Genomic DNA, 26,922 nt, shown 5'->3' with positions numbered 1-26,922 from the left:
CAACACCTGCTACTTTATAATCTCTAATTCTTTTGCAACCTTTTCAATCTTTTCATAGTTATCATTTTTTGTTTCAATAAACTTGTCGGTTTGGAACAAGTCAGTAATCTCTTTTGAATCACCTGGCATAGATAGAAGGGAGTCTTTTACTTTTTGTTTAGCGTCTTTTCCAAATACTTCTTCAACATTGCTATTGATTGTCCAGTTGTAATCATAATAGTCTGGAGTCGTATAGAACACTTTTACTTTGTTCGTATCAACTTTGCCTTCTTTTACAGCTGCTTCCCAAACAGAGATGTTTAAAGCGCCAGCTTGGAAAGAACCAGATTCAATTAACTTGTAGGTAGTATCATGAGAGCCTGAGAAGTTAGGCTTTCCATTAAAGTCAGTGTTAGGGTCAATACCTTCTTCCGTTAAGAAATAACGCGGCATTAAATGTCCTGATGTAGAGCTTTCACTGCCAAATGTGAATGATTTTCCTTTTAAATCAGCCAATGTAGTAATACCTGAGCCTTCTTGAGTAATAAATACAGATTTAAACTCTGCGTCACGTGGCCGCTGTACAATGGATTCAGCTCCCGGAACAAGATTTCTTGCCTGAACACTCGTTAAACCGCCAAACCATGCTAAATGGATTTCACCACGTTGGAATCCTGTAACTAAAGCTGCATAATCAACAGAAGGAACAAATTCAACTTTCATTCCTGTTTCTTCACTTAACTGCTTCGCAACTGCGTCCATTCCTGTTTGCAGGAAAGCAGCATTTTGGTCGGGAATGGCACCAATTTTAAATACTTCTTCTGTTTTTGTTTCCTTATTTGCTTCTTTTTCTTCAGTAGTTTTATCTTCAGTTTGCCCACAGGCTGCTAATGAAAAAACAAGCATAAATAAAATAATCCCCGTTAACCATTTTTTCATAAAATTATTCACCTCATAGAATTGTCGTTTAACATCGTGGTATTATACTTGCATTTTGATTATAAAGAATAGTTTAATGCTATTAAATTCATTTTATCTATTTAACAAATCAATCATTATCTAAAATATCAATAGGAAAATTCTAGGGTGTTTACATCAAACCTTGATAATAAAGAAATCTCCCGCACATTATTCTAGAGATTGAAGATGATTAAGTGTTTGATTTTTGTGACCCTTCTTCAACATTCCAAACTTTGGTTACTAATCCCCGAAATACAAAAAGGAATGAGCTGACAGAGCTGCTCATTCCTTTTTGTTATGTAGAAGAAACCGAATCACGGTCCACTGCTTGCGGCGGTTGTTCCATCCAACCTTCATCAATAAATATCTTGGCACCATCCTGTACATAAAGCCCGATATCCAATAAAAATTTGCTATACATCGCTCCAATATCGTGCCGACCGTTAAGGGACGCAGCATTCGCGTAGGATCTGATTTTCATGCTGAACATATCAATTTTATGAAACATCATCAATTTATCTGAAAATGGGGCAAATGTTGATTGTTCTACTAAGTCATCCAGCAGCGGGTGGGAAGGCAAATCTTCTTTATGTAACTGCTGCCTGCAGGATTCAAGGTGCTTCATGGTAATTTCTTTTCCGCGGTGCATAAAATCTTTCACTTTTTCATTTTTAGCCACTTGTCCAAAGCCCATTAATAGTACTTTACTTGTAGAGTTATTCTCCATATTATCGTATAAATGGGCAATTTCCAAACCATGCAAGGGTCTTACATGGCCTAAAAAACCATTAAAATAACTTGTCTTTTGAACAAATTCAACCTTTTCTGGAATAGGAATTACAGGAGGTCTCGTTAAAAAACCCTTTTCTTTTAGTGTATCATTAAGGGTTACTAACAAATCAGTGGTTAATTGGTTACACTTTAAGATAAATTCTCTAACATCTTTCCTGAGCATTAATGGAATGGCAGTCGAGTAGAGACTTAGCCCAGCTTTCGCTGCATATTTCAAATAATGAAGATAAAATTCATCCGCAAATAACCTCGGAGCTCCTAAATTAACGTCATCCTCTGTGAAACCAATTGGAATCGGGAAATGCTCTTTATCAAATATCGTTTTAATGTCTTTTAGAAATTCGGTTCCGATATTTAATGCATTTTTCAATATTTCTTTTATGTCTTTGTCATCCACATGCTGAAGATAATAACTAATGACACATTTGGACATGGTATTACCCATATATACAGCCCAAAGTTTACCCATTTCAGCTGAAGTTAATTTTTCAACTGGTTGGTCCGTAAGTTTAGAGGTAAGCTTAATTGGCTTAATCGTCTTCATTAGATGAATGCTCCTTACGTCAATCGTTTCACCTAGTTTTTTCATCTAATGGAAATCTATTCGTATCAATAAAGCAATCTCCATAAATAGAAGGTTGCGTATGATTCCCAGTTCGTCCAATTTACAGCCAGCTTCATTATTTCCTCTTTATTTGGTTTTTTGTCTTTCCCTAACAATAATTTTAGCGCATTTTGCAAACCGACATCATCCATAGGAAAAGCAGAAGGATATCTTAGGCACCGCATTAAGACATAATTAGCTGTCCACGGACCGATACCACGTATTTGGACTAACATTTTCTCAGCTCGTTTATGATCTCCAATATCGAGCAACATTTCTTTGGATAATTTTCCATCTGCCATTTGTTGTGCTACTCCGATAAGATATTCAGATTTTTTCTTGGTCATGCGCAAGCTTTCCAATTCCTCCAGAGGTAACCCTGCAATATCTTTCGGGGAAGGGAAGACCCAATACGTTACACCGTTATGCATAACACAACGACCAAATTTTTCAACAAAACGTCTTTTAAAGGTGTAGGCAAAAGACAGGTTTATTTGCTGCCCTAAAATACCCCAGCAAAGCGCTTCGAATAAATCAGGAATACCGATAATTCGCAGACCATAAAAGGATTTAACAGTCTTACTTAGCAAGGGATCCTTCTCTGCCATGGAATAAAAAGGACTCAATTCCCTTTCTAAATCAAACCACTCTCCAACATAGCGGGCAACTGCATCACTCATTTTTTCGCAAGTTGGTTTACTATCTCCTAAAAAGCGGATCATCAAATGGTTTTTATCTTCTGACCTAACTTCAATGATTGGTGTTTCTTCTCCTATCGGAATGGCTTTGTAAATACAATTATTATCGATGTGAAAAAGGCATTCGTTATGATTCCTCGCAAGATATTTTATATTTTCTTGAAAGTTGAATTCTTTCGGTAGGAAGAGTTTCAGTTCATTCCCGTGATTCACCCAAGATTGGCTAATCATGATATACCACCTCTTTAATACTAATAATTTAAGTTTATTGGACTAAGGAAAACTAAAATCTAATTTTTTCATTCTGAAAACACTTAAAAGTAATTCTTAAAATAGGTATACTGAAAGAAGAGTAGATAATAAGGGTGGCGTGATGTTGATGAAACAAATACTATATTGGACACAGTTAGTTTATGATAATTGGAAACTGTTTATGGCCGCAACTTCTAATGGACTCTGTTTCGTTGGTTCCCAGGATAAGCCCTTTGAGGAAATGGAAGTTTGGGTAAAAAAACATTATCCTGATAGTCAATTGGTACAGGATGATAATATCATGGCTCCATATTCAGCTGAATTTAAAGAGTTTTTTCAAGGTGTACGTAATACTTTTACCATTCCTAGAGAATTAAAAGGAACCAAATTTCAAACAGATGTGTGGAATGCACTCAGTAAAATTCCTTACGGTGAAACATGGACATACTCAGATATTGCCAATGCCCTTGACCGACCAACAGCTGTCCGTGCCGTTGGCGCTGCCATTGGGGCAAATCCCGTCCTCTTAACAGTACCGTGTCATCGCGTGATTGGGAAGAACGGAAAGCTTACTGGCTTTCGCGGCGGATTAGATATGAAGGAACAACTATTATACCTGGAGCAGGCAAACCATAGAAATACATGATAAATGCATGGAAGTCTTGGGCATACTATTTCTTATGAATTAAGAAAACGAGGTGCTTATTTCATGGAAGAACTCCAGGAAGTCAAATTTTGTGAAAACTGCAGCAGAGAAACGGTACATATGGTAAGAGAAGATCCCTTGGAAATCGAATATATCTGCAAGGAATGTAACAATCATCAAGAATTGTTTAAATCGTTTTTTTAAGAGGCTACAGAAATTTTTAAAGATAAAGCCTGTTTATAATGGCTTTATCTTTTTCATTTATTAAGAACCCTAAGCCAACCCGTACATAACATAGTAGTAACACCAAGGAGGGGTTACTTTGGTCACAAACCATAACAATGTTTCAATTGGGACAATTTCTGGCGGCATTGTTAACTTTGGCGGCGCTGTTTATATTTCACCCATTTCTATTACCAAAACCATCGGTGGCTCTGGCGAAAACAACACCAGTCCTGATTCTGGCTTGGATGCAGAATCTGAACAAATCATGAAATTTCCTAAGCGTTGCTAAAAAGCACCGCATTTTTTTTTATGCATAAAAGAGAGGTGGTATAAAGAGGTTTAGTTGGTAAATAATACACTAAGCAAATGTCTTTCCTAGAAGGAGGTGCTGGTATTGTTCTTTAAGAAGCTTTTTTCATCTAAAGGGTCAGTGCAACATAAGAACATGAATCTGATTCCAGAAACACGAGATAAAATGTCCGCGGAGTTTAAAAAAAGACTGCAAGATAGCGCAGATATTTTAGAGAATGAAATTGGCATTTCAGGAATTACCTTATTCTCCATAGGGACATTAATAGACAAAACCATGCTTCATAGAGATATTATTGATTCGCTAAAAGATCTACCATTCGATTCTATAAAAACAATTATGGAGCATTTATCAATAGGTGAGATTGAAAAATCATCTTCGATGGAAAAGGCTGTCCAAGCTGCTCTAGACGGATGTGTAATCATTTATTTAGAGGGGAATTCATCCGTTCTTTTAGCCAAAATCCCTTCTGAAGTTGGACGTTCAGTTTCTTATTCTCAAAATGAATCTCTGGTCATTGGACCACAAATGGCGTTTACTGAGAGCTTAATGACCAATATCACGCTGGTTAGGAATTATATTAAGAATTCATCTTTGTGTATTGAAAATTTACAAGCTGGGGCACGAACAAATAAATTGGTTTCAATTGTCTACATTAACGGTATTGCATCTGAACAAATGGTTGACAGCCTTAGAAAAAGGATTCAAGAGATAAAAATCGATGGAATTCTTGACAGTTCAATGTTAGAACAGCTTTTAGCAGAGAACTCCTTAACCATATTCCCACAAATGGCGTTAACAGAACGACCAGATCGTGTATCAGATTGGCTGCTAAAGGGGAAACTTGCAGTCCTCGTGGACGGAAGCTCATTGGCGATTGTTTGCCCTCAATCATTTATGGAATTTTTTCAAAGTATGGAGGATAGTAACGTAAATTGGCAGATTGCTACATTCTGGCGATTATTAAGATTCATTGCGTTATTCCTTTCCGTTTTCTTTACGGCTCTGTATGTTGCTTCCTTAACCTATCACTATGAGGTTATCCCACAAACTTTATTGTTTACACTTAGTGAGTCTCGGGCAAAGGTACCTTTTCCTCCGATAGTAGAAGCACTATTACTAGAATTTATTATGGAATTATTACGAGAAGCGGGTGCCCGACTTCCGACAAAAGTTGGTCAAACAATGGGTATCGTTGGCGGTATCGTAATCGGAACAGCTGCTGTAGATGCAGGTTTTACGAGTAATATTCTCATTATCATCATATCCTTAGGAGCACTTGGTTCGTTCGTAACTCCAAGTTATACAATGGGAAATGTCATTCGTATCATTCGATTTCCCCTAATCATATTGGCTGGTTGCTTGGGATTTTACGGCATGATGTACGGTTTTTGCTTTTTACTCCTTCACCTGTTAAGACAATCGAGCCTGGGAAGTCCTTATCTAGCACCATTTTATCCGCCGCGTTTTGCAGACTGGAAGGACAGCATTGTACGTCTGCCTTTATCCTTAACTAACAAAAGACCGGATTTAACAATGGCTGAAGACGAATATAAATATGATCCGATAAAAGCAAAAAAACATACTTGACCTTAGGCAGCGGGTGACTAAATGAAAGCTCAATTTCAACCTAACCCTCAATCCCTTTTAAGTACCTTTATTGTATTTTTTATTATTCATTCGATACAAGTTGGGATAGGAATACAGGGGTTCCAACGGATCATTTTTTTTGAAGCAAAGCACGACGCATGGATTTCTGTTATAGTAGCTGGTCTTTTCACACACATTGTTGTAATGATTATGATTAAGACGTTACAACTTTATGGACCCACAGATATATATGGCATTCACATTGAAGTGTATGGAAAATGGATTGGAAAGATCGTTAATAGTGTATATATTCTTTATTGTTTATGGTTGTTTGTCATTGTTTTAATTAACTATATTGAGGTTATGCAAACATGGGTTTTCCCCGTCGTACCCACATGGTTATTTTCAATCTCTATCGTTTTATTAGTTATTTATGGAGTGAATGGCGGATTAAGGGTAATCGCGGGTGCATGTTTTTTCAGCTTCATTCTTTCAATCTGGATGTTGGGTTTGATTGGCTTTCCTTTACGGTTTACTGATATTCATCATCTTTTTCCGGTGATGGAATCAAATATAACATCCATTTTAAAGGGTGCCCATAAAATGACTCTCACGATAATTGGTTTTGAAATTCTCTATGTAGTTTACCCTTTCTTAAAGGAAAGAGAGAAAGTAACAAAGTTTGCACAACTCGCAATTGCCGGAACGAACCTCTTATACTTGATCGTTATGCTTATAACCATTACTTATTTTAGTCCTGGTCAAATAGAAAATACGATTTGGCCAACTCTTTCCTTATTTAAGATCGTCAAACTACCTTTTATCGAAAGAACAGAGTATGTAGCCGTTTCTTTTTGGCTGCTCATCATTCTTCCAAATCTAATGTTATATTTGTGGGCTGCTGTACGCGGTGTAAGGCGTACTTTTGAAAAAAAAACAAAAAGAATCATCTGGTTATTTTCACTTGTCGTTATTTTAGCCAGTTTGTTTTTCAATACACGATCTAAAATTAATCATTTTAACGACCTTTTTGCTAGTATTGGATTTTATGTTACGTTTTGTTATCCATTTATTCTATTTTTCCTAGCTTTAATAAAGAAGAAGATAACATCCCTTAAGGAGAAATAAAAATGAGAAAAAAAGGGTGTTTTTGGCTTTGGACTTTTTCCATTTTGTTGCTGTGTGGCTGTGCAGAACCTAGGATTCTTGAAGAAGTCGGTCTTATTACTACTTATGGACTTGATCTTGCAAAAAATGGCTCTATCTTAGGAACAATCGTTGAGTTAAAAATTGACCCTAGAGCACCCCAAGATGTTGTTATTTTAGAAACAGAGGCATTTTCCATTAGGGGAATTCGAAATAATGCAAATAAAAAGTCCTCTAAAAGACTGGCCTCTGGGCAGCTTCGTGTCATTGTATATGGTGAAGAATTGCTTAAACAAGGTAACACAGGGATAGCAGAAACCCTGACCAATGACCCATCCGTAAGTGATTTGACATACTTAGCGATGGCAGATGGGCCAGCTCGTGATATATTACAAGTGAAAGCTAAACATATTCCCGATATTGGAATTCATCTTTTTGACCTTATCGATCAAAACACAAAAGGAAAAGTAATTCCTTCAGCTACTTTGCAAGAAGTTTTACATAACCATTACGCGGTTGGCATAGAACCAATTATGCCGATTTTAAGAAAAGAAGGGAAGGAGGGAATAGGTTTTTCTGGGGTAGCTTTATTTAAAGGCAGTAAACTTGTTGGAAAAATAAGCACTCACCAAAGCTTTTATCTAACCCTGATCATTGATAAATATAAAGGCGGTATCAAGGATATCGAGATTAAAAGTTCGAAATTAAAGCCGCGGAACCGCCGGCTTAATAAGACGGTTGCCTCTATCGATTCCCTCGACAGTAGTAGTGATATTAAGCTAATAAACAAAGAAAAACCGGAATTTGATATCGATATTAAACTTTCTGGCAGACTGCTTGAAATTACGAGTAAAGTGGATCTAGGAAATCCGGAAACAATTAAACTAATCGAGAAGGCCATTACGAAGAGCATGACAAAAGAGATTGAGAAACTCATTGCCTATTGCCAAACAAAGGAAACTGATATTTTTGGTCTCGGAGAAATATATAGAAGTTCAGTGAAGCACTCAAAGCTTACCGATGAAAAATGGTACAGTATGTTTAAAGAGGCTAAAGTCAATGTAAACGTGGACTTTAGTGTAAAAAGAACAGGGCTTATTGAGTAAAAAAGCTGCCATTGAATCTGGCAGCTTTTTTAAATACTATTAAGCAGCACCTTGACTGCTTGAATTTGATGTTTGACTTTGCTTCGAAGTTCTAGCCACATTAAATACAATGTTTAAGAAAATAGCCGTTAAGCTTCCAGCAACAATTCCATTGTTCGTTAAGATTTTTACACTTTCAGGAAGCTGCCCAAAAAGGTCCGGCACCGCGGTAACACCAAGGCCCATTCCCACTGAACAAGCAATGATCAAGAGGTTTTCCTGTGAAGCAAATTCTACTTTACTTAACATTTTAATACCATAAGCAATAACCATTCCAAACATCGCCACCATAGCACCGCCTAGAACAGAGGTTGGAATAACCGTTGTTAATGCACCGATTTTAGGAACGAACCCCAAGATTACTAACATTGTACCCATGGTATAGATTACATTTTTAGTCTTAACACCAGTTAATTGCAATAACCCCACGTTTTGTGAGTAGGTAGTATAAGGGAATGCATTAAATAATGCACCTAACATAATCGCAAGTCCTTCTGCGCGATAACCTTTTGCCAAATCACTTTCCTTCAGCTTTCTTCCAGTGATATCACTCAACGCAAAGTAGACTCCCGTAGATTCAACCAGACTAACAATCGCAACAAGTGTCATTGTAATGATTGGTGTCCATTCAAAAGTAGGGGTACCAAAGTAAAATGGCTTTACCATATGAAACCATGAAGCTTCACCAACGGCTGCGAAATTTACCTTACCCATTAATGCAGCTGCAATTGTCCCAGCAGCAAGACCAAGTAGAATTGCTACAGATCGAATAAATCCTTCTGTAAAACGATAAAGTAGAATGATGAATAGCAGTGTACCAAATGCAAGGCTAATATTTGAGAGGGAGCCAAAATCAGGGCTGCCTTGTCCGCCTGCAATATTGTTCATTGCCACTGGAATGAGCGTAATACCAATAATCGTAACCACAGATCCTGTAACGACAGGAGGAAAGAATTTAATTAACTTACTAAAGAACTTGGCAATGACAACAACAATTAAACCCGAGACTAGAATGGAACCATAGATAGCTGAAACACCGTACTCACCGCCAATGGCAATCATCGGACCCACTGCAGTAAAGGTACAACCAAGAACGATCGGCAAACCAATTCCAAAGAACCGGTTTTGCCAAACTTGTAAGATTGTCGCGATTCCGCACATTAAGATATCAATGGAAACTAAATAGGTTAATTGCTCTCCAGTAAGGTTTAAGGCACCGCCGACGATAAGAGGGACGATGACAGCTCCCGCATACATAGCTAATACATGTTGAATACCTAACGAGGCAATCTTGAATGGATTTTGTTTCATTAGACCAATTCCTCCATTTTCTCCGTAATAAATGTTACTTCTCCATTTGAAAGAGAGGCTACTCTAGCTAATGACTCAACTCGTAATCCTTTATCCTTCAATTTCTGAGCCCCAGGCTGGAATGATTTTTCAATCACGATACCAATTCCAGCTACGGAGGCGTCAGCCTGCTCCACCATTTCCACTAATGCGAGAGCGGCCTGACCGTTAGCTAAAAAGTCATCAATAATGAGAACTTTATCGTTATCATTTAAAAATTTGCCTGCAATTGCAAGTTCATTTGTTTCTTTTTTTGTAAAAGAATAGACACTTGCTGTCAGAAGATCATCTGTTAACGTAACTGATTTTCTCTTTCTCGCGAAAACAACTGGAACATTCATATATAATCCAGCCATCACAGCAGGAGCAATCCCAGAAGACTCAATCGTAACAATCTTCGTAATTCCTTCAGCTGCAAATCGCTGTGCAAATTCTTTTCCAAGCTCATTCATTAATTGAGGATCAATTTGGTGATTTAAAAACGAATCCACCTTTAATACATTGTCATTTAGAACTCTGCCATCTTTTTGAATTTTTTCTTCTAGTAATTTCATGTTTATCCCCCTATGAAAAAATAAAAAGCCCAAACGCCATTGCTCACATCAAATTTGAGTGAGGCAATGACATTTGGGCTAATTAACCAAATGTATGGACGCAAAATAACGTCATAAACATTACCCACTCATAGTCGGATTGTTAACGGCAATCCGGTAGAAACTTGCAGGCCATATCCCTGCGATTATATGAGTGAAACCTTATAAATTTATCCTCATTATAACATGGTGAAAATGGATAGCAATTGTTTTTTTATCAAAAGACGAACGATAGTATTTTTTAAAGGTGTATTGTTCGTGTAAGGAAAGCGCTTTATTCTTTATTCTAAAAGGTCTCACTCTACGATTGAATAAGTATTCATTTTCCGTTACTATTAAAATAGGAAATTTATTCAGAAAATTCCAAACCAAAGGAGAGTTGACCATGCAAAAAACAATTCCTGAAAATTGGTGGAACCAACTAAGGCTGCCTGTCATTTCTGCACCTATGTTTTTAGTGTCGGGTCCGGAACTAGTGAAAAATTGCTGCTTAAATGGTGTTATTGGGTCATTCCCAGCTCCAAATGCAAGACCGATTGAGCTGCTTGATCAATGGATGGGTCAATTAAATGAAGAACTAGAAAAAGGAAGAGCAGAGGAGCCTGACCGAAGAATTGCTCCCTGGGCAATGAATATGGTTGTACATAGCACCTATAGCCGTCTTCAGGACGAATTGGAGTTAATCAAAAAACATAAGCCGCAATTGGTCATAACTTCGTTAGGCAGTCCAAAACACGTAGTAGACATTGTTCACGAGTATGGTGGATTAGTATTCTCAGATGTCAGCGACTTAAAGTTTGCCCGTAAGGCTGCAGAAACCGGTGTTGACGGACTCATTTTAGTAGCAAGCGGTGCTGGCGGCCACGCAGGTCAAATTAATAGCTTTGCCTTTGTTGATATGGTCCGTACTTTTTGGGATGGGATTATTGTCCTTGCTGGTGCGATTTCAACGGGGAAGGGGATATTAGCTGCACAGGCGGCTGGTGCTGACTTAGCTTATATGGGTACACGTTTTATTGTTGCGACAGAAAGTATGGCAAATGATGAGTATCGTGAAATGCTTGTGAATTCAAGTCAGGAGGATATCATCCTAACCGATGCATTTTCTGGTGTCAGGGCAAATATGCTTATACCGAGTATCCAAAAAGCAGGACTTGATCCCGCTCAGTTGGTTAAAAAAGAAAAAGTTGATTTTGATAATATGCACGGTAAACCAGAAGCCAAAGCGTGGCGTGATATCTGGAGTGCAGGGCATGGTGTAGGTGCCATTGATAAAATTGAAACCGCTTCAGAAATCATTGAACGATTAGAAGGAGAATATCAAGAAGCCCTCAAAAAAGTAAACCAAACCGCTGCAAAAGTGAGCAGGTTAACAGTTAAATAATAGAACCTTTCCTACTATCAAGAAGGGTACGGTTTCGGGTTCACATTTATAGGACGAGGGGATTATGTTAAGTAACTGTGCGGAAAAAATAGGCGGAAAGATTCCGCTTATTTAGAAATAAGTATTAAAAAAGCTTGAATAGACGGAGAGATTCCGTCTATTCACTCGAAAAATTCAATAAGGGAGGATTTTCCTTTGATTAAGCGGAAATTCCCCCCTTATTTACCCCGAAAAGAACTTTATCTTGCCTCTAACCGGAAAATCTCCGATAATTTTCTTTTGCTGGTTACTCGATTAAGGACAAGACAACTTATTTAAAGGGAGTAACTCTCCATTGTTATTGGGGATTCTTTATTACCTTATTTATACAAAACCCCACAATATAGAAAGAAAACGGAAACCTTTCCCATTATCGGGAAGGTTCTTTTTTCTTTGCCACCATTTTAACGACTTTATAGCCAGGCTTAATTTTGACTCGTTTCGTTTCCTTACCCGTTTTAACTTGATACAGAGTGAACTTTTTCGGCTGGTGCTCCAGCATTTCAACCTTTTGGACGGTTTCATTTCGATAGTATTTATGAATCTTTCGAATTTGTTTATCTTGTTTTTCCCCAAAAAGCCAATCATAAAGGTAAATAAAAACAAAGACAAATAGACCCCCGACAATAATGGTGTATAGTAGTGAAGAAATTGATTCCACGAATTACATCCTTTCTGTTTTCTCAACAAAGTATGGTATCCATTATACCTTTTTTGCCTCCTTTGAAAAATATCCTGTTTTCTACATGAATAACCTGAAAAGCAAAAAAAATTTACAACAATTGTCCTCTAGGTATGAACAAATCCAAAAAAATGTGATAAAGTATATTAAAGAAATCCTTTCATGTAGGCATTCTTCGAACATCCAAGTGTCCGCCTGAGGTGGACAATTGTTTTTCCAATAGCGACAATAAGGGGGAATATAAGTGTCCAGTATTATTCTAGAGCAATTTTTAAATGAAAACCTTGAAGACTTAAAAAATAAGGGTTTGTACAATGTCATCGATCCATTAGAAAGCCCAAATGGTCCAATGATTACAATAAATGGTAAACAGTTGGTTAATCTTTCTTCCAATAATTATTTAGGGTTAGCCACTGATGAACGCTTAAAGCAAGCAGCTGCAGAGGCAATCGAATCTTTTGGGGTAGGTGCTGGAGCCGTTCGCACGATAAACGGAACATTAAAGCTTCACGTTGAACTGGAAGAAAAGTTAGCAGAATTTAAACATACAGAAGCCGCAATCGCATATCAATCAGGTTTCAATTGTAATATGGCAGCGATTTCAGCGGTAATGGATAAAAATGATGCCATTTTATCCGACGAATTAAACCACGCATCTATTATTGATGGCTGCCGGTTATCGAAAGCAAAGATTATTCGTGTAAATCATTCCGATATGGAAGATCTGCGAAAAAAGGCAAAGGAAGCGAAAGAATCTGGTCAATACAATAAAATTATGGTTATTACGGATGGCGTATTCTCAATGGATGGGGACATTGCATTATTACCAGAAATCGTAAAAATTGCTGAAGAATTCGACCTAATTACATATGTAGATGATGCACATGGATCTGGTGTTCTCGGTGATGGTGCTGGTACAGTTAAGCATTTCGGTTTGTCTGATAAAATTGATTTTCAAATTGGGACCTTATCAAAAGCGATTGGTGTAGTAGGTGGATATGTAGCAGGAAAGAAGAATTTAATTGATTGGCTAAAGGTTAGAAGCCGTCCATTCTTGTTCTCTACATCACTCACACCGGCGGACGTAGCAGCCAGCAAGAGATCCATTGAAATTTTAATGGAAAGCACTGAACTTAACAAAAAGCTTTGGGAAAATGGCGATTACCTCAAAAAAGGCTTAAAGCAACTAGGCTTTAATATTGGAAACAGTGAAACACCGATTACTCCATGTATTATTGGCGACGAGACTCTTACACAGCAATTTAGTAAACGTTTAAATGAAGAGGGAGTCTATGCAAAAGCCATTGTATTCCCAACCGTACCTAAAGGAACAGGACGCGTTCGCAACATGCCGACTGCTGCACATACCAAAGAAATGCTTGATCAAGCCATTTCTATTTATGAGAAAGTCGGTAAGGAAATGAGCATTATTTAATTAGAAACCCTTCAATACACAATTAGTGAGGAGGATGGAGAAGAATGAAACGAATTTTAATTACGGGTGCACTTGGACAGATCGGTTCTGAGCTTACCATGAAATTAAGAGAAACGTATGGGTCTGATAATGTAATTGCTACGGATATAAGAAAGAATGACAGTGAAGCTGCTCAGAGCGGCCCATTTGAAGTATTAGATGTTACCGATTTAAACAAGATGGGGGAAATCGCGAAAAAATATAAGGTTGATACCATCATGCACTTGGCAGCATTATTATCAGCGACAGCAGAAGCGAAACCAGTCTTAGCTTGGAATTTAAATATGGGCGGTTTGATGAATGCATTAGAAACAGCGAGAGAGCTAAATGCACAATTTTTCACTCCAAGTTCAATCGGTGCCTTTGGACCGTCTACACCAAAAGACAGTACACCACAGGATACCATCATGCGTCCCACGACTATGTATGGCGTTAACAAGGTAGCTGGCGAGCTTTTAGGCGATTACTATTATCATAAATTCGGAGTCGACACGAGGGGACTCCGATTCCCAGGCTTAATTTCATATGTAGCACTGCCAGGTGGTGGAACGACGGACTACGCTGTAGAAATCTACTATGAAGCCATTAAAAATGGAAGCTATACATCTTACATTGATAAAGGTACGTATATGGATATGATGTATATGCCTGACGCCCTTAATGCCATTATCGACTTGATGGAGGCAGACCCTTGCAGACTTAAACACCGTAACTCTTTCAATGTTACGGCAATGAGCTTTGATCCAGAAGAAATCGCAAATGAGATTAAGAAACATATCCCAGGATTTAAACTCACTTATCAAGTAGATCCTGTCCGCCAAAGAATTGCCGACAGCTGGCCAAATTCCATTGATGCGATTGCGGCAGAAGAAGAGTGGGGCTTCAAATATGAATATGACTTAGCGAAAATGACGGAAGATATGATAAATAAATTAACCTATAAACTGACCATGAACAAAACAAAAGCGAGTGGAATTTAATCACGATTTAGATAGATGACCTGAATGATTGGGTCATCTATTTTGTTTTCGGTTGAATTGTAGAAGCTGTACGGTATTTTGTATAAACTGTACACTTTTTTGTTTAAACAGTACGGTTCTTTGTAAAAGCTGTACACTTTTTTGTTTGAACTGTACGGTTCTTTGTATAAACTGTACACTTTTTCGTCTGAACTGTACGGTTTTTCGTAAAACGAGTACACTTTCAAATAAAAACTGTACTCGTTTTGATGAGGGTACGCAAAAAAAAACAGCGTAGCCCAAGCCACGCTGTTATCTTTTTGCATAAATTAATTTCTCTTTCTTTTCCGTAACCCTGCCAACAATCGCGGCATTGTGTTTACCGGCTGCGTGCAGGTTGTCCACATATTGAATAGCTTCTTCTTCACTAATGGAAACTAGAAGGCCGCCAGAAGTAATCGCGTCACATAGGACTAACTGTTCCTCGGGGGACAGGTCCTCATACTCGACATCTCCAAGGATCCATTTATGATTCGATTTTGATCCTCCTGGAACCACTCCATCCCTAGCTAACTCTAGCGCACCATCCAGAATCGGAACCTTTGAATAGAAGATTTCAAAACTCACGTCACTGCCGCGTGCCATCTCACTACTGTGTCCCAACAATCCAAATCCAGTTACATCCGTTACAGCATGAGGATGATAGTTCGTTAACACTTCTGCAGCTGTTTTATTTAACTCTGCCATGGTATCCGTAACAATTTGTTCTTGTTCTGGTGTTACCACGCTCCGCTTAATCCCGGTGGTAATGATTCCTACACCAATTGGTTTTGTTAAAACTAACACATCGCCAGGCTTAGCTCCAACGTTCTTCCACACCTTTTCAGGATGAACAATTCCCGTTACAGAGAGACCGAATTTTGGCTCTTGGTCATCAATCGAATGACCTCCAACCGTTAAGGCACCCGCTTCTTTTACTTTATCCGCTGCACCACGCAGTATATCGGAAAGCATTTCAGCACCAAGTTTTTTAATGGGGTAACCGACAATATTTAAGACTGTTTTCGGTTCGCCGCCCATTGCATATACATCACTTAGTGCGTTTGCAGCAGTAATCTGGCCAAACATATATGGGTCGTCCACAATTGGAGTAAAGTAATCGACTGTCTGAATAAGGGCAATCGAGTCCGTTAACTGATACACACCTGCATCATCAGAAGTTTCATGTCCCACTAATAATTCTGGAACAGGTTCTTGCTTTGGTAAATGACGCAATACTTGCGCCAGGTCCTCAGGACCAATTTTACAGCCTCAGCCCGCTTTTGTTGATAAAGAGGTTAGGCGTATTTTCTCTTGCTCACTCATTTTTCCACCTCCATTCATTTAGTATAACTGTTTCCAAAAAAAATGCACACACTATGTTAAAGCAAAAGATTTGCACGACAAATAGCACTGCGATAAAATGTTTTTACTATAGTGATGTTTGAAATTAGATTTACAGGTAATGGAGGAGTTAAGATGAACAAGTATCACGTTATTGTTGAATTCTGCATGCAGTGAAACTATGCACCAAAAGCCGCGGGTCTCGCGGAAGAACTATTCACGCACTTTAATCGTACCATTGGAAAAATGGAATTAATTCCTGTTTCAGGCGGAGCATTTGAGGTAACTGTCAACGGGGAGAAAATCTATTCCAAATTAGACACTGGGGTATTCCCTGACACGGATGATATCATAAATCAAATCTCCCAAAAATAAACCTTACCCTCATATCAGAATTGGTATGAGGGTTTATTGTGTATATAAAACTATATTATGTTAACTGTAAAACTCAAAAAAATAATTCCATAAGATAACTTAAGGCAGTGTAATATAGCAGTTCTTCCCCGGACCTTTTTCATTTTTTGAAATGAGAACCTCTAATATACCATTAATATAATTGGCACTTACCTTTTGATGAATAACTTCAAAGGGGAACTCGATTGTACGTTCTTTCGTCTGTTGAGCAGCGGGAGTGGTAGATTTAACAGCAGTTATAACGAGCTTATTATCTTTTATAAAAACTTTAATTTCCGAGCTGTTATACTCGTTAAGGAGTGCCTCAACAATCCATTCTTGGTCTGTCTCATATAAATCAATTCGAAAATGAATCAAATCATCTTGCGTAGTTAAAGGATCAAGACAGTAGTTTTCTAACCACTTTTCCACCAGCTCAAAATCGATGGGCTGTATATTTTTTTTAGGTTTCATAGCAATCCCCCTTGCATGGTTTATTTTATTCATTCAGAATGAAAGGGTGAAATGAAAAAGCGGGACTAAAGTAGGTAGAGTAAAGGAGTTTTTTTTCGTGAAAGAATGGTTACGTTCAATTCCGGCAGTACATGAACTGCAAAACCACGAGCAGTTCGAATCCCTCCTTAGGGAAAATCATCTAGATGTTGCGCCATTAACCAAGCAGCTAAAGGAAGCGCTTGATCAAATTAGATCACTAATAGTAAATGGTGACTGGAATGGAGCCATTCCGGGCACAAATGAGTTTATACATGATGTTTTTCAACTTTTAGGCAGAAATATAAAAAATCAATTTTCCTATACCATTGAAAAAGTAATCAATGCTACAGGAACCATCCTTCATACCAATCTAGGAAGAGCAAGGTTAAGTGACAATGCCATCCGTCATGTGGTGGACACAGCGCAAAATTACTCTAACCTTGAATACAAACTTAATGAAGGGGAGCGAGGTTCTAGGCATAGCCATGTAGAAGATCTTCTTAAAGAAATTACCGGAGCTGAAGCTGCAATGGTCGTCAATAATAATGCGGCCGCGGTATACCTCGTTTTAAGAGCGCTTGCAGAAAATAAGGAAGTTATTGTGTCACGAGGACAGTTGGTAGAGATTGGCGGTTCCTTCCGTATTTCCTCTATAATGGAAGAAAGCGGAGCAAAATTAGTCGAAGTCGGGACTACAAATAAAACTCATTTATATGATTATGAAAAAGCCCTTAATTCAGAAACGGCTATTGTCATGAAAGTACATACCAGTAATTTCAAGGTGATTGGTTTTACTAAATCGGTCGAGTCAGATGAACTAATTAAGCTGACTCAGAGTGCAGAAGATGTTATTTTTTATGAAGACCTTGGCAGTGGTGCCCTTTTTGACTTCAGAAAACATGGTATAGGAGAGGAACCCGTTGTAAAAGAGGTCATTGAAATGGGTGCAGATCTTGTTACTTTTAGTGGGGATAAACTCCTTGGCGGACCTCAAGCAGGGATTATTGCTGGTAAAAAGAAAATCATTGATTGTCTAAAAAAACACCAATTAGCACGCGTAGTTCGCGTGGATAAAATGACCTTGGCAGCGCTAGAAGGTACGCTAATTGATTATGCACGCGGTGAAAAGGGTGTACAGAATATTCCCACAATCCGTGATTTGTTAGTTTCTATTGATATATTAGACGTAAGAGCGAAGAGGTTTGTTACAAACTTGTTACAAGGCACAGATGATTTTCAGGCGAAAATTTTTCCTGGCACAAGTCAAGTCGGCGGGGGAACGATGCCGGATGTGCAGCTGCCAACCAAGGTCATTTCTTTAAAACATCAAACTCTAACAGCAGAACAGGTTGGAAGAAAGTTACGAACAGAATTTAAACCAGCAATTGTTGGACGGATTCAAAAAGATGAATTTATCATTGATTTGAGAACCGTTACGGAGGAAGAAGAACAGCTAATACTTCAAGCCTTACTTCAATTATAAAAGCAACCCCCTCATTGGTCTAGAGGGGGTTAGCACTATTTCAAAGGTCCTATCATACCTATTTTTCATCCATGCGAATGGCCCAGCCCTCAGACTTGGACCGCTTTCCTACATATCATGATGTGATTTGCTTTTTTGGCGTGTATGGTTACGGTTCTTTACTTTCTTCGATCCGCTTAGAGGCTCAGGCTGACCAGAAATCTTCGGTTGATTTCTGCGCATATCTTTGCCGTCGTTTTTGTTCACCATTTTCATCCCTCCTCCTATATTGTTAGGATGCAATGCTTGTGACTTTTTATGCTGAATAATTTGTTGAAGTGCTGTGCAATTTAACGTTATAGAAACGCGAGGGGAGTGAAACAGTCAATGCCGGAGATTGATCGATTTCCATATAATAAGGATAAGCAGCAGGCTTTTCAGGCCGCACAGCAGGGCTATGAAGAAGCGCAAGGACTATTTAAGACCATCATTAGTGACAGTGCCAGTTATGGTCATCAATTAAAGCATTTAAAAGAAGAAGTAAATGAAGCTTATCAGCAGATAGAAAATGCATTAGAAGTGGCTTCAGAACATCAAAGAGCCCAGCTTGAGCGTTTTCAACAAGACTTACAGGGTATCGTGGAAGAAGTAAATCTTACCGAATAGAACTATTTTAAAAAGCAGGGGATCAACTCCTGCTTTTTATATGTCCACTATTGATTCTTTTTACGTTTTTTGTTGTTCATTTTTTCTTTTATTGTTAATGGTTCGTTTGACATTTCCTCATTATATCCAGCACCCATTCCTTGTCCTTTAGCAGCGTTTGCGCCTGGAATTACATGGTTTGACTTTTTTCGTTGCATGCCATTCACCTCCTATGGGGATTCTGGAGAATTCTCTCCAATAGAGATAATATTTCCTTTTAAGTAAAAATAAATGACAAGAAATAAGTTTTTTGAGATAATAAATTAGACACAATTCTAATCTTTGAGACTATTCAGTTATACGGCATTATAAGATTTTTCTAAATATTTCGAACAATATACATAAAAAACATAAGAAAAACTTATCAATCGCAATAACTTTCTTGTTATTTACTTATGTAAAAGGTTGTATTAAGATTAGAATTGTGAGAAAAGTGGGGATGGATAGGAATATTCAAACTTTTCGACTTTTCGTTAATTTAGTTAATGATGACGAATGAGGGGGATTCACGATGGTGAAAAATGATGTATTTAACGCACGCACTTCCTTTGAAGTAAACGGTAAACGTTATCACTATTACCGCTTAAGTGCACTTGAAGAGGCTGGTATTGGCAGCGTTTCAAAATTGCCATATTCCGTAAAAGTATTACTTGAATCCGTGCTTCGTCAATACGATGGCCGTGTCATCGCAAAGGAGCACGTTGAAAACTTAGCAAAATGGGGAACAGATGAGCTTAAAGAAGTGGACGTTCCATTCAAGCCATCTCGCGTAATCCTACAAGACTTTACTGGGGTACCTGCAGTTGTTGACCTTGCTTCTCTAAGAAAAGCAATGGCAGACCTAGGCGGCGACCCAGATAAAATCAATCCAGAAAAAACTGTTGACCTTGTTATCGACCACTCTGTACAGGTAGATGCTTACGGTTCAGCTGACTCTTTACGAGTTAACATGGATTATGAATTTGAACGTAATGCAGAGCGTTACCAGTTCCTAAGCTGGGCTCAAAAATCATTTAATAACTATCGTGCTGTTCCACCAGCAACTGGTATCGTACACCAAGTTAACCTTGAGTACTTAGCAGATGTGGTACACGTAGCACAGACAGCTGACGGTGAATTAGAAGCATATCCAGATACATTGGTTGGTACTGACTCTCACACTACTATGATCAATGGTATTGGTGTTTTAGGATGGGGTGTTGGCGGTATTGAGGCAGAAGCAGGAATGCTCGGACAGCCTTCTTACTTCCCAGTTCCGGAAGTAGTTGGTGTTAAGTTAACTGGCGAACTTCCAAACGGCGCAACTGCAACTGATTTAGCATTAAAGGTAACTCAAGTTCTTCGCAGCCAAGGGGTTGTTGGCAAATTTGTGGAATTCTTCGGTCCTGGAGTATCCGTACTTCCATTAGCAGACCGTGCAACAATCGCGAACATGGCTCCTGAATATGGTGCTACATGTGGTTTCTTCCCAATTGATGATGAATCTCTTGCATATATGCGTTTAACTGGCCGTGAAGAAGAACACATCAATGTGGTAGAACAATACTGCAAAGCAAACGGATTATTCTTTGATCCAGCATTAGAGCCAGTTTATACAAATGTTGTTGAAATTGACCTTTCCGTTATCGAAGCAAATCTTTCTGGTCCTAAGCGTCCACAAGATTTAATTCCACTTTCAAAAATGAAAGAAGAATTCGTTAAGGCAGTTTCTGCACCACAAGGAAACCAAGGCTTCGGCTTACAAGCAGATGAGCTTGAAAAGTCAGCAGTCGTGAATTTCCAAAATGGAGATGAAACAACGATTAAAACTGGTGCAGTAGCCATTGCTTCTATCACTAGCTGTACTAATACATCTAACCCTTACGTTCTAGTTGGGGCAGGTCTTGTGGCGAAGAAAGCTGTTGAACTTGGAATGGAAGTTCCTAAGTTTGTTAAAACTTCTTTAGCACCAGGATCTAAGGTTGTAACGGGATATCTTCGTGATTCTGGATTACTTCCATACCTAGAGCAAATCGGTTTTAACCTTGTTGGTTACGGTTGTACAACTTGTATCGGTAACTCCGGTCCATTAAAAGAAGAAATTGAAAAGACAATCGCTGAAAACGATCTTCTAGTTACATCTGTTCTTTCAGGTAACCGTAACTTCGAAGGACGTATTCATCCGCTTGTAAAAGGTAACTACCTTGCTTCACCACCACTAGTAGTTGCTTATGCTCTAGCTGGTACTGTTAACATTGACTTTGCTTCTGAAGCAGTCGGTAAAGATAAAGATGGAAACGATGTATTCTTCAAGGATATTTGGCCATCAACTGCTGAAGTAAATGATGTAGTAAAACGTACTGTAACTCCTGAATTATTCCGTAGAGAATATGCGAATGTTTTCGGAGACAACGAGCGTTGGAACGAAATTCAAACGAGCAATGAGCCTTTATATACATGGGATGAGGATTCCACTTATATTGCAAATCCACCATTCTTTGAAGGCTTATCACCTGAACCAGGTACAGTTGAACCATTAACTGGACTTCGTGTGGTAGGTAAGTTTGGGGATTCAGTAACAACTGACCATATTTCACCTGCAGGTGCTATCGGTAAGAATACTCCAGCTGGTAAGTATTTATTAGAAAAAGGTGTTCAACCTCGTGACTTTAACTCTTACGGTTCTCGCCGTGGTAACCACGAAGTTATGATGCGTGGAACATTTGCAAACATTCGTATCCGTAACCAAATCGCACCAGGTACAGAAGGCGGCTTCACAACTTACTGGCCAACTGGTGAAGTTACATCAATCTATGATGCTTGCATGAAGTACAAAGAAAACGGCACAGGACTTGTTGTTCTTGCTGGAAAAGACTACGGAATGGGTTCTTCACGTGACTGGGCTGCTAAAGGTACAAACCTATTAGGTATTAAGACAGTTATTGCAGAAAGCTTTGAACGTATTCACCGTTCAAACCTTGTGTTAATGGGCGTGCTTCCACTTCAATTTAAAGATGGCGAAAGCGCTGAAACACTTGGCTTAACTGGTAAAGAAACAATCGATGTACAAGTAGATGAAAACGTTAGACCACGTGATCTTCTAAAAGTTACAGCTACTGACGAAGCTGGAAACAAGAAGGAATTTGAAGTACTTGTTCGCTTCGATTCTGAAGTTGAAATTGATTACTACCGTCATGGCGGTATCCTTCCAATGGTACTTCGTGAAAAATTACAAGAAGCTTAATTTTCAAACCACCATGCAGCATTTGCATGGTGGTTTTTTAGGGGTAATATCATATATTTTAGTAAAAAATATACTAATTACTTTTAGAGCGAAGAGGGTGCGGTGTAAATGGACTTTTCAAAAATCGCTGAAGATAAAATTAAGGAAGCCATAAAGAAGAATGAGTTCGAAGATCTTCCTGGCATAGGGCAGCCCCTGGAAATAAAGGATCATTTTCCAGGGATGTCTGATGAATGGAAAATGGCATATCGCGTGTTAAAAAACGCAGGATATTCTCCTGAAGATGTAAAAAAAGAAATTTTTAGAATTGAAGAATTGCTGGAAGCAGCAACGGATAATGAACAGAGAGAACGCCTTCAAGCAAAACTGTTGAAAAAAAGGCTGGAAATGGATAGGCTGCTTGAAAAAAGAGGGACTGCCACGAATTCTCGTTTTGGGAGTTATGCAGACAAAATTTATAAACAATTAAAATAGCTGCCCATTAAGAAAGAGAGATCAAAATGTTTACTGACAATATTTTACCTTTATATGGCTATACGGAAGGGGAACTTGTTCCAATCAATGACGGCTTTCATAATACTGTCTATTCCTATGGTAATCTCATATTTAGAGTTTCACCTTCCTCTGTACGACAGCAAAAAAATATTATGAATGAATTATCATTTATAAACGGATTATGGAAGTATGGTGTACCTGTATCATTACCTGTAAAATCTGTTCATGAGAATTTGATCGAATCATTAGGCGATCACCATTTTGTAGTGGCATTCGAGAAAGCGAAGGGGACATCCATTGATGTTACCAATCGTGACGTCTGGAACCAAGAACTATTTTACCATTGGGGAAATGTAATGGGAAAGATGCATAGTGCGGGAAAAAGGATAAAAGTAGACCGTCCCATTTGGACAGTACATCAACCTGATTTATTAAATCTTTTCCCAAAAATACCTTCAGAAACCATAGCAGATAAGTACAAACAACTATTAAATCAGTTAGTACAGTTTCCAAAAACTCCTGACTTATTTGGGCTCATACATAATGATTTTCACCAGGGTAATGTTTTTGTGAATAAGGGAAGATTAACACTTTTTGATTTTGATGATTGCGCTTATCATTGGTTTGCTTATGATCTTGCCACTACCTTTTATCATGCTTATTGGCAAACTTCCTCCTTTACTCCAGAAAACAATCAGTTCAGCAAGGACTTCTGGGAGCATTTCTTAACCGGTTATCAGCAGGAAAACACCCTCAGCAAAGAACTTATTCAACAGATTCCGATCTTTTTAAAAATTAGAGAGATCTTTTTATATACTTTATTCCTAGAGAAATGGGATATGGAGAAATTGCATGATTGGCAGAAGTATACACTTACCAATTTAAAAAATAAAATTGAGAGTGGCAAACCTTATTCAGATGTTAATTTTACGGAAATGATTGACAATTTCGGTTTAGATAAAATAAAATAAACATAACAAACGTAAAGGAATGGTAAAGAGGAATGAAGTTATAATCTTATTTTTTCAGCACATTTATTCGAATAGCGAAAAATGTTGAACCTGAAGAATAGGATTAGTCTATCCTTTTTTAGTCCTGCGCGTTTATATTTCAATCAATACATAGTTAGTAAAGGCCTTTTTAGGTTTATTAACCTATGCATTTTTGATTGTGTAAACTACATGACTTAAACACTCTCTTCAGGTTCAGTGAAGGGAGTTTTTTTATGAATAAAAATAAGTTATCTATGATTAAAGTAACTGGAATAGAAAAAAACTTTAATTTGAGGAAAATATTGGATAATATTTCCTTTGATATTAAAAATGGGGAAAGAATCGGTCTCGTCGGTTATAATGGCACCGGGAAAACGACCTTAGCCAATATCCTAACAGGAAAACTGACACCTGATAAAGGTTTTATAGAAAAGCCACATGATTTAAAAGTCGGATACCTTACGCAGTCCATTGATTACACAGGAAGTGAATTTCAACATTCACTATCAACCGAAGGCGAAATCTTGCAGCACTCAAGTGAGTTAGGTCTGAAAAAGGTATATGAATGGGAAGAGAATCGCTTAAATTATTTAAGCGGAGGGGAGAAGTTAAAGCTCGCATTATCCAATGTGTGGGCTGCCAAGCCGGGATTCTTAATTCTCGATGAACCGACCAACCACCTTGATTTTAAAGGGATAAAATGGTTGATTGAAGAGTTGGAGAATTTTAAGGGTCCTGTGTTAATTATTTCTCACGATCGTCATTTCTTAGATAAAACCGTGACACGCATTTTTGAGATAGAGAATTCGAAGATTAACTTTTACAATGGAAACTATACTGATTACCAGAAGGAAAAGCAGCACAGGCTGGAAACTCAAATGCACCATTATGAGGTACAAAAGCGTAAAAAGGAAGAAATCGAGATACAAATGGAGCAGTTATCTTCATGGTCTGAGAAAGCTCATAGGACATCAACGAAACAAGGAAGAGATTTTGGAAATAAGGAATATCACCGAGTAAAGGCTAAAAAACGTGATGCTCAAGTCAAATCCAAAATGAAACGGCTTGAGAGCGAGCTAGAAAAGAATAAAGTCGAAAAACCTCTGGATGAAACGAAAGTCAGATTTCAGTTTGATACGAAAGGCAATAGAGGGAAAAGGATTATTGAGGCGAAGAAACTATCCAAGATGTTTGGGCAGAGGACCCTTTTCCGCGAGTCTCACTTTTATATTAATCACGGTGAGCGAATTGGTTTATTAGGAGAAAACGGAAGCGGTAAAACAACCTTAATTAAAATGATCCTTGGTGAAACATCTGTTACAAGCGGCGAACTTTGGAAAAGTGAATCATTAAAAGTTGCCTACTTGAGTCAGGATGTTGACAACTTACCTCCTGATAAAACTGCTTTAGAGGCATTAGGGTTTAGCGACCGAGAAAACATTCTTAAGGCAAGAACATTATTTGCAAATCTTGGACTAAAAGAACAATTTATCACGAAACCCATCGAAACTCTAAGCCTTGGTGAGAGAACAAGAGTGAAGTTAGTTGACATGCTAATGAAAGAATATGATGTGCTTATCTTGGATGAACCAACCAATCACTTGGACTTACCAAGCAGGGAACAGCTAGAAAAAACACTTACCGAATTCGCTGGGACGATTATTACTGTTTCACACGATTTCTATTTCTTAAATAAGCTTTGCGATAAACTCCTTGAATTTGATAATCAGAGAATAAAGCGTTTAGAAATGACGCCGGAAGAGTACTTTACTAAAAATAACACTGAACCTGCTGATACCAAAGAAACGTTAATGATCATTGAGAATCGAATTGCAACAATCTTAGGTGAATTATCCATCATTGACCCAAAAAATCCTAAATACAGTGCATTAGACAGTGAATTTAATGATCTTTTGAGACAGAAAAGAAATTTAATGTAGAAAAGCAAAAATAGCAGCGTAAACTGTCCTACAAATGGTCCCCCTAGCAGGGGGCCATTTTTCATACATAATTCATACTATCATAAACGAGACTAAACAAAACAATGGTCATACGGAGGGCAGGGTTCTGATGATTATCGAGATTAAATATAAAAAACTAATTTGTGATATAGGAAAACGTGTGTACGAAAAAGGCTTCGTTGCTGCTAATGATGGAAATATCTCTGTCCGCATCGATGAAAATGAATTTTTAATAACACCAACCAACGTAAGCAAAGGGTTCCTGACTCCAGAAATGATCATAAAAGTAGATGGGGAAGGAAATGTCATTGAGGGAGATTATAAACCCACTTCGGAAATGAAAATGCACCTCCTAGTTTATCATGAACGTCCAGATGTTCATGCCGTTTTACATGTTCACCCTCCATATGCAACGGCTTTTGCTATAGCTGGGATACCTATGGATCAGGCAATTATGCCTGAAACTGTTGTCTCCTTAGGAACCATTCCATTAGCCCAATACGGAACACCTTCAACAGATGAGGTCCCAAAAGCAGTCAAAAAACATGTCTATGATCATCAGGGTGTGTTACTAGAGAATCATGGCGCCTTAACATGGGGGAAGAATTTAGAACACGCTTATTACTTAATGGAATCATTAGAATTCACTTCAAAAATAAATTGGATATCCCGACAACTAAAAGGCGATCGCGAACTTTCTAAAGAAAATGTAGCGAAACTTATCGATATTAAAGCGATGATGGGATTAGAAGGTATTTCACCATTAGGTGTTGATGTACCTGAAGGCACTCAGGCAATGAAAGTGACCGCTGTGAATGAACAAACTTTGTCTGAGAGGGATATCGATTTGATTGTAGACCGCGTCACAACTAGTGTCCTAAACGCCTTAAATAAATAACATTATTTGCTTTTCTAGATTACGTTTAATAAACTAATTTTAACTTGTCACATATTTGGCATATACAACCTGTATTTCAACTTACTT

At 38.1% G+C, this 26,922-nt stretch carries 26 protein-coding genes and 1 riboswitch; of the genes, 16 read left to right on the top strand and 10 right to left on the bottom strand.

Annotation, left to right across the window (positions count from 1 at the left end; translation table 11 throughout):
* Positions 1-9 precede the first annotated feature (9 nt).
* The 3 genes from ACN6MT_RS18305 to ACN6MT_RS18295 all read right to left on the bottom strand — a co-directional run bounded on the left by ACN6MT_RS18305 (position 10) and on the right by ACN6MT_RS18295 (position 3,264).
* Positions 10-918, bottom strand: a complete 909-nt coding sequence (locus ACN6MT_RS18305; RefSeq protein WP_419887408.1) for a putative selenate ABC transporter substrate-binding protein — start codon at positions 916-918, stop codon at positions 10-12.
* A gap of 316 nt (positions 919-1,234) precedes the next feature.
* On the bottom strand, positions 1,235-2,275 hold the full coding sequence (locus ACN6MT_RS18300; protein ID WP_419887407.1) for a DUF3231 family protein: 1,041 nt from the start codon (positions 2,273-2,275) through the stop codon (positions 1,235-1,237).
* A gap of 65 nt (positions 2,276-2,340) precedes the next feature.
* On the bottom strand, positions 2,341-3,264 hold the full coding sequence (locus ACN6MT_RS18295; protein WP_419887406.1) for a DNA-3-methyladenine glycosylase family protein: 924 nt from the start codon (positions 3,262-3,264) through the stop codon (positions 2,341-2,343).
* A 142-nt stretch (positions 3,265-3,406) separates the two neighbouring features.
* Between ACN6MT_RS18295 and ACN6MT_RS18290 the strand changes: the two genes are divergently transcribed.
* From ACN6MT_RS18290 to ACN6MT_RS18270, 5 genes are all read left to right on the top strand, one after another.
* On the top strand, positions 3,407-3,931 hold the full coding sequence (locus ACN6MT_RS18290) for a methylated-DNA--[protein]-cysteine S-methyltransferase (RefSeq protein ID WP_063254274.1): 525 nt from the start codon (positions 3,407-3,409) through the stop codon (positions 3,929-3,931).
* A gap of 322 nt (positions 3,932-4,253) precedes the next feature.
* Positions 4,254-4,445, top strand: a complete 192-nt coding sequence (locus ACN6MT_RS18285) for a spore germination protein (protein ID WP_419887405.1) — start codon at positions 4,254-4,256, stop codon at positions 4,443-4,445.
* Between the two features lie 96 nt (positions 4,446-4,541).
* Positions 4,542-6,056, top strand: coding sequence for a spore germination protein (locus ACN6MT_RS18280; protein WP_419887404.1), 1,515 nt, complete (start codon positions 4,542-4,544; stop codon positions 6,054-6,056).
* 21 nt (positions 6,057-6,077) lie between these two features.
* Positions 6,078-7,184, top strand: coding sequence for a GerAB/ArcD/ProY family transporter (locus ACN6MT_RS18275; protein WP_419887403.1), 1,107 nt, complete (start codon positions 6,078-6,080; stop codon positions 7,182-7,184).
* 2 nt (positions 7,185-7,186) lie between these two features.
* On the top strand, positions 7,187-8,308 hold the full coding sequence (locus ACN6MT_RS18270; RefSeq protein WP_419887402.1) for a Ger(x)C family spore germination protein: 1,122 nt from the start codon (positions 7,187-7,189) through the stop codon (positions 8,306-8,308).
* Positions 8,309-8,347: 39 nt separating this feature from the next.
* Here the strand turns inward: ACN6MT_RS18270 and ACN6MT_RS18265 are convergent, their stop codons facing one another.
* Both ACN6MT_RS18265 and ACN6MT_RS18260 read right to left on the bottom strand, forming a co-directional pair.
* Positions 8,348-9,658, bottom strand: a complete 1,311-nt coding sequence (locus tag ACN6MT_RS18265; protein WP_419887401.1) for a nucleobase:cation symporter-2 family protein — start codon at positions 9,656-9,658, stop codon at positions 8,348-8,350.
* Positions 9,658-10,251: a xanthine phosphoribosyltransferase gene (locus tag ACN6MT_RS18260; protein WP_034673417.1), complete on the bottom strand. Its 594-nt coding sequence runs from the start codon at positions 10,249-10,251 to the stop codon at positions 9,658-9,660. The genes ACN6MT_RS18265 and ACN6MT_RS18260 overlap by 1 nt, the downstream gene beginning before the upstream one ends.
* Before the next feature lie 111 nt (positions 10,252-10,362).
* Positions 10,363-10,464, bottom strand: a riboswitch (purine riboswitch).
* A gap of 211 nt (positions 10,465-10,675) precedes the next feature.
* On the opposite strand from ACN6MT_RS18260, the gene ACN6MT_RS18255 reads away from it, so the two are divergent.
* Positions 10,676-11,674, top strand: coding sequence for an NAD(P)H-dependent flavin oxidoreductase (locus tag ACN6MT_RS18255; RefSeq protein WP_419887400.1), 999 nt, complete (start codon positions 10,676-10,678; stop codon positions 11,672-11,674).
* Between the two features lie 409 nt (positions 11,675-12,083).
* On the opposite strand, the gene ACN6MT_RS18250 is transcribed toward ACN6MT_RS18255, so the two are convergent.
* Positions 12,084-12,374, bottom strand: a complete 291-nt coding sequence (locus tag ACN6MT_RS18250; RefSeq protein WP_419887399.1) for a hypothetical protein — start codon at positions 12,372-12,374, stop codon at positions 12,084-12,086.
* A gap of 265 nt (positions 12,375-12,639) precedes the next feature.
* On the opposite strand from ACN6MT_RS18250, the gene ACN6MT_RS18245 reads away from it, so the two are divergent.
* Entirely contained in the window at positions 12,640-13,830 is a 1,191-nt protein-coding gene (locus ACN6MT_RS18245; protein WP_419887398.1) for a glycine C-acetyltransferase, read from the top strand.
* Between the two features lie 44 nt (positions 13,831-13,874).
* Positions 13,875-14,849 (top strand): L-threonine 3-dehydrogenase, encoded by a 975-nt coding sequence (locus tag ACN6MT_RS18240; RefSeq protein WP_034673427.1) that lies wholly within the window; start codon positions 13,875-13,877, stop codon positions 14,847-14,849.
* 291 nt (positions 14,850-15,140) lie between these two features.
* Here ACN6MT_RS18240 and selD read toward each other — a convergent pair whose 3' ends face one another.
* Positions 15,141-16,193 (bottom strand): selenide, water dikinase SelD, encoded by a 1,053-nt coding sequence (selD, locus tag ACN6MT_RS18235; protein WP_419887397.1) that lies wholly within the window; start codon positions 16,191-16,193, stop codon positions 15,141-15,143.
* Positions 16,194-16,448: 255 nt separating this feature from the next.
* Here selD and ACN6MT_RS18230 point away from each other — a divergent pair, with 255 nt between their 5' ends.
* The gene (locus tag ACN6MT_RS18230) at positions 16,449-16,586 is read left to right on the top strand and encodes an Rdx family protein (RefSeq protein WP_419956476.1); all 138 of its coding nucleotides are present in this window, start codon (positions 16,449-16,451) and stop codon (positions 16,584-16,586) included.
* A gap of 99 nt (positions 16,587-16,685) precedes the next feature.
* Here ACN6MT_RS18230 and ACN6MT_RS18225 read toward each other — a convergent pair whose 3' ends face one another.
* Positions 16,686-17,078: an Hsp20/alpha crystallin family protein gene (locus ACN6MT_RS18225; protein WP_419887396.1), complete on the bottom strand. Its 393-nt coding sequence runs from the start codon at positions 17,076-17,078 to the stop codon at positions 16,686-16,688.
* A 97-nt stretch (positions 17,079-17,175) separates the two neighbouring features.
* On the opposite strand from ACN6MT_RS18225, the gene selA reads away from it, so the two are divergent.
* Positions 17,176-18,582 (top strand): L-seryl-tRNA(Sec) selenium transferase, encoded by a 1,407-nt coding sequence (selA, locus tag ACN6MT_RS18220; protein ID WP_419887395.1) that lies wholly within the window; start codon positions 17,176-17,178, stop codon positions 18,580-18,582.
* 108 nt (positions 18,583-18,690) lie between these two features.
* Here the strand turns inward: selA and ACN6MT_RS18215 are convergent, their stop codons facing one another.
* A complete protein-coding gene (locus ACN6MT_RS18215; protein WP_063254270.1) occupies positions 18,691-18,831 on the bottom strand; it encodes a small acid-soluble spore protein P in 141 nt (46 codons plus the stop codon).
* A gap of 117 nt (positions 18,832-18,948) precedes the next feature.
* On the opposite strand from ACN6MT_RS18215, the gene ACN6MT_RS18210 reads away from it, so the two are divergent.
* Positions 18,949-19,227 carry a hypothetical protein gene (locus tag ACN6MT_RS18210; protein WP_034673439.1) on the top strand — a complete coding sequence of 93 codons (279 nt, stop codon included), beginning with the start codon at positions 18,949-18,951 and terminating at the stop codon, positions 19,225-19,227.
* Positions 19,228-19,274: 47 nt separating this feature from the next.
* On the opposite strand, the gene sspO is transcribed toward ACN6MT_RS18210, so the two are convergent.
* On the bottom strand, positions 19,275-19,424 hold the full coding sequence (gene sspO / locus ACN6MT_RS18205; RefSeq protein ID WP_034673441.1) for a small acid-soluble spore protein O: 150 nt from the start codon (positions 19,422-19,424) through the stop codon (positions 19,275-19,277).
* 353 nt (positions 19,425-19,777) lie between these two features.
* On the opposite strand from sspO, the gene acnA reads away from it, so the two are divergent.
* From acnA to ACN6MT_RS18180, 5 genes are all read left to right on the top strand, one after another.
* Complete coding sequence (gene acnA / locus ACN6MT_RS18200) at positions 19,778-22,489, top strand: aconitate hydratase AcnA (protein WP_063254269.1); 2,712 nt, start codon at positions 19,778-19,780, stop codon at positions 22,487-22,489.
* A 108-nt stretch (positions 22,490-22,597) separates the two neighbouring features.
* Entirely contained in the window at positions 22,598-22,963 is a 366-nt protein-coding gene (locus tag ACN6MT_RS18195) for a DUF1992 domain-containing protein (RefSeq protein ID WP_419887394.1), read from the top strand.
* 26 nt (positions 22,964-22,989) lie between these two features.
* On the top strand, positions 22,990-23,955 hold the full coding sequence (locus ACN6MT_RS18190; protein WP_419887393.1) for a phosphotransferase enzyme family protein: 966 nt from the start codon (positions 22,990-22,992) through the stop codon (positions 23,953-23,955).
* A 254-nt stretch (positions 23,956-24,209) separates the two neighbouring features.
* Positions 24,210-25,916 carry a ribosomal protection-like ABC-F family protein gene (abc-f, locus tag ACN6MT_RS18185; RefSeq protein WP_419887392.1) on the top strand — a complete coding sequence of 569 codons (1,707 nt, stop codon included), beginning with the start codon at positions 24,210-24,212 and terminating at the stop codon, positions 25,914-25,916.
* A gap of 130 nt (positions 25,917-26,046) precedes the next feature.
* Positions 26,047-26,835: a class II aldolase/adducin family protein gene (locus ACN6MT_RS18180; RefSeq protein ID WP_419887391.1), complete on the top strand. Its 789-nt coding sequence runs from the start codon at positions 26,047-26,049 to the stop codon at positions 26,833-26,835.
* The last annotated feature ends 87 nt before the right edge of the window (positions 26,836-26,922 follow it).

The sequence above is a fragment of the Neobacillus niacini genome, from assembly GCF_048572935.1.
Lineage (GTDB): Bacteria > Bacillota > Bacilli > Bacillales > Cytobacillaceae > Neobacillus > Neobacillus niacini.
Note: the sequence above shows the minus strand (reverse complement) of the source record. Positions and strands in the feature narration are given on the sequence as shown.

What these genes read in the sequence shown, in the direction of transcription:
- ACN6MT_RS18305 (WP_419887408.1), bottom strand. Translation starts at nt 918, where the DNA reads ATGAAAAAATGGTTAACGGGGATTATTTTATTTATGCTTGTTTTTTCA.
- ACN6MT_RS18300 (WP_419887407.1), bottom strand. Translation starts at nt 2,275, where the DNA reads ATGAAGACGATTAAGCCAATTAAGCTTACCTCTAAACTTACGGACCAA.
- ACN6MT_RS18295 (WP_419887406.1), bottom strand. Translation starts at nt 3,264, where the DNA reads ATGATTAGCCAATCTTGGGTGAATCACGGGAATGAACTGAAACTCTTC.
- ACN6MT_RS18290 (WP_063254274.1), top strand. Translation starts at nt 3,407, where the DNA reads ATGTTGATGAAACAAATACTATATTGGACACAGTTAGTTTATGATAAT.
- ACN6MT_RS18275 (WP_419887403.1), top strand. Translation starts at nt 6,078, where the DNA reads ATGAAAGCTCAATTTCAACCTAACCCTCAATCCCTTTTAAGTACCTTT.
- ACN6MT_RS18270 (WP_419887402.1), top strand. Translation starts at nt 7,187, where the DNA reads ATGAGAAAAAAAGGGTGTTTTTGGCTTTGGACTTTTTCCATTTTGTTG.
- ACN6MT_RS18265 (WP_419887401.1), bottom strand. Translation starts at nt 9,658, where the DNA reads ATGAAACAAAATCCATTCAAGATTGCCTCGTTAGGTATTCAACATGTA.
- ACN6MT_RS18260 (WP_034673417.1), bottom strand. Translation starts at nt 10,251, where the DNA reads ATGAAATTACTAGAAGAAAAAATTCAAAAAGATGGCAGAGTTCTAAAT.
- ACN6MT_RS18255 (WP_419887400.1), top strand. Translation starts at nt 10,676, where the DNA reads ATGCAAAAAACAATTCCTGAAAATTGGTGGAACCAACTAAGGCTGCCT.
- ACN6MT_RS18240 (WP_034673427.1), top strand. Translation starts at nt 13,875, where the DNA reads ATGAAACGAATTTTAATTACGGGTGCACTTGGACAGATCGGTTCTGAG.
- ACN6MT_RS18225 (WP_419887396.1), bottom strand. Translation starts at nt 17,078, where the DNA reads ATGAAACCTAAAAAAAATATACAGCCCATCGATTTTGAGCTGGTGGAA.
- ACN6MT_RS18215 (WP_063254270.1), bottom strand. Translation starts at nt 18,831, where the DNA reads ATGGTGAACAAAAACGACGGCAAAGATATGCGCAGAAATCAACCGAAG.
- ACN6MT_RS18210 (WP_034673439.1), top strand. Translation starts at nt 18,949, where the DNA reads ATGCCGGAGATTGATCGATTTCCATATAATAAGGATAAGCAGCAGGCT.
- sspO (WP_034673441.1), bottom strand. Translation starts at nt 19,424, where the DNA reads ATGCAACGAAAAAAGTCAAACCATGTAATTCCAGGCGCAAACGCTGCT.
- acnA (WP_063254269.1), top strand. Translation starts at nt 19,778, where the DNA reads ATGGTGAAAAATGATGTATTTAACGCACGCACTTCCTTTGAAGTAAAC.
- ACN6MT_RS18195 (WP_419887394.1), top strand. Translation starts at nt 22,598, where the DNA reads ATGGACTTTTCAAAAATCGCTGAAGATAAAATTAAGGAAGCCATAAAG.
- ACN6MT_RS18190 (WP_419887393.1), top strand. Translation starts at nt 22,990, where the DNA reads ATGTTTACTGACAATATTTTACCTTTATATGGCTATACGGAAGGGGAA.
- abc-f (WP_419887392.1), top strand. Translation starts at nt 24,210, where the DNA reads ATGAATAAAAATAAGTTATCTATGATTAAAGTAACTGGAATAGAAAAA.
- ACN6MT_RS18180 (WP_419887391.1), top strand. Translation starts at nt 26,047, where the DNA reads ATGATTATCGAGATTAAATATAAAAAACTAATTTGTGATATAGGAAAA.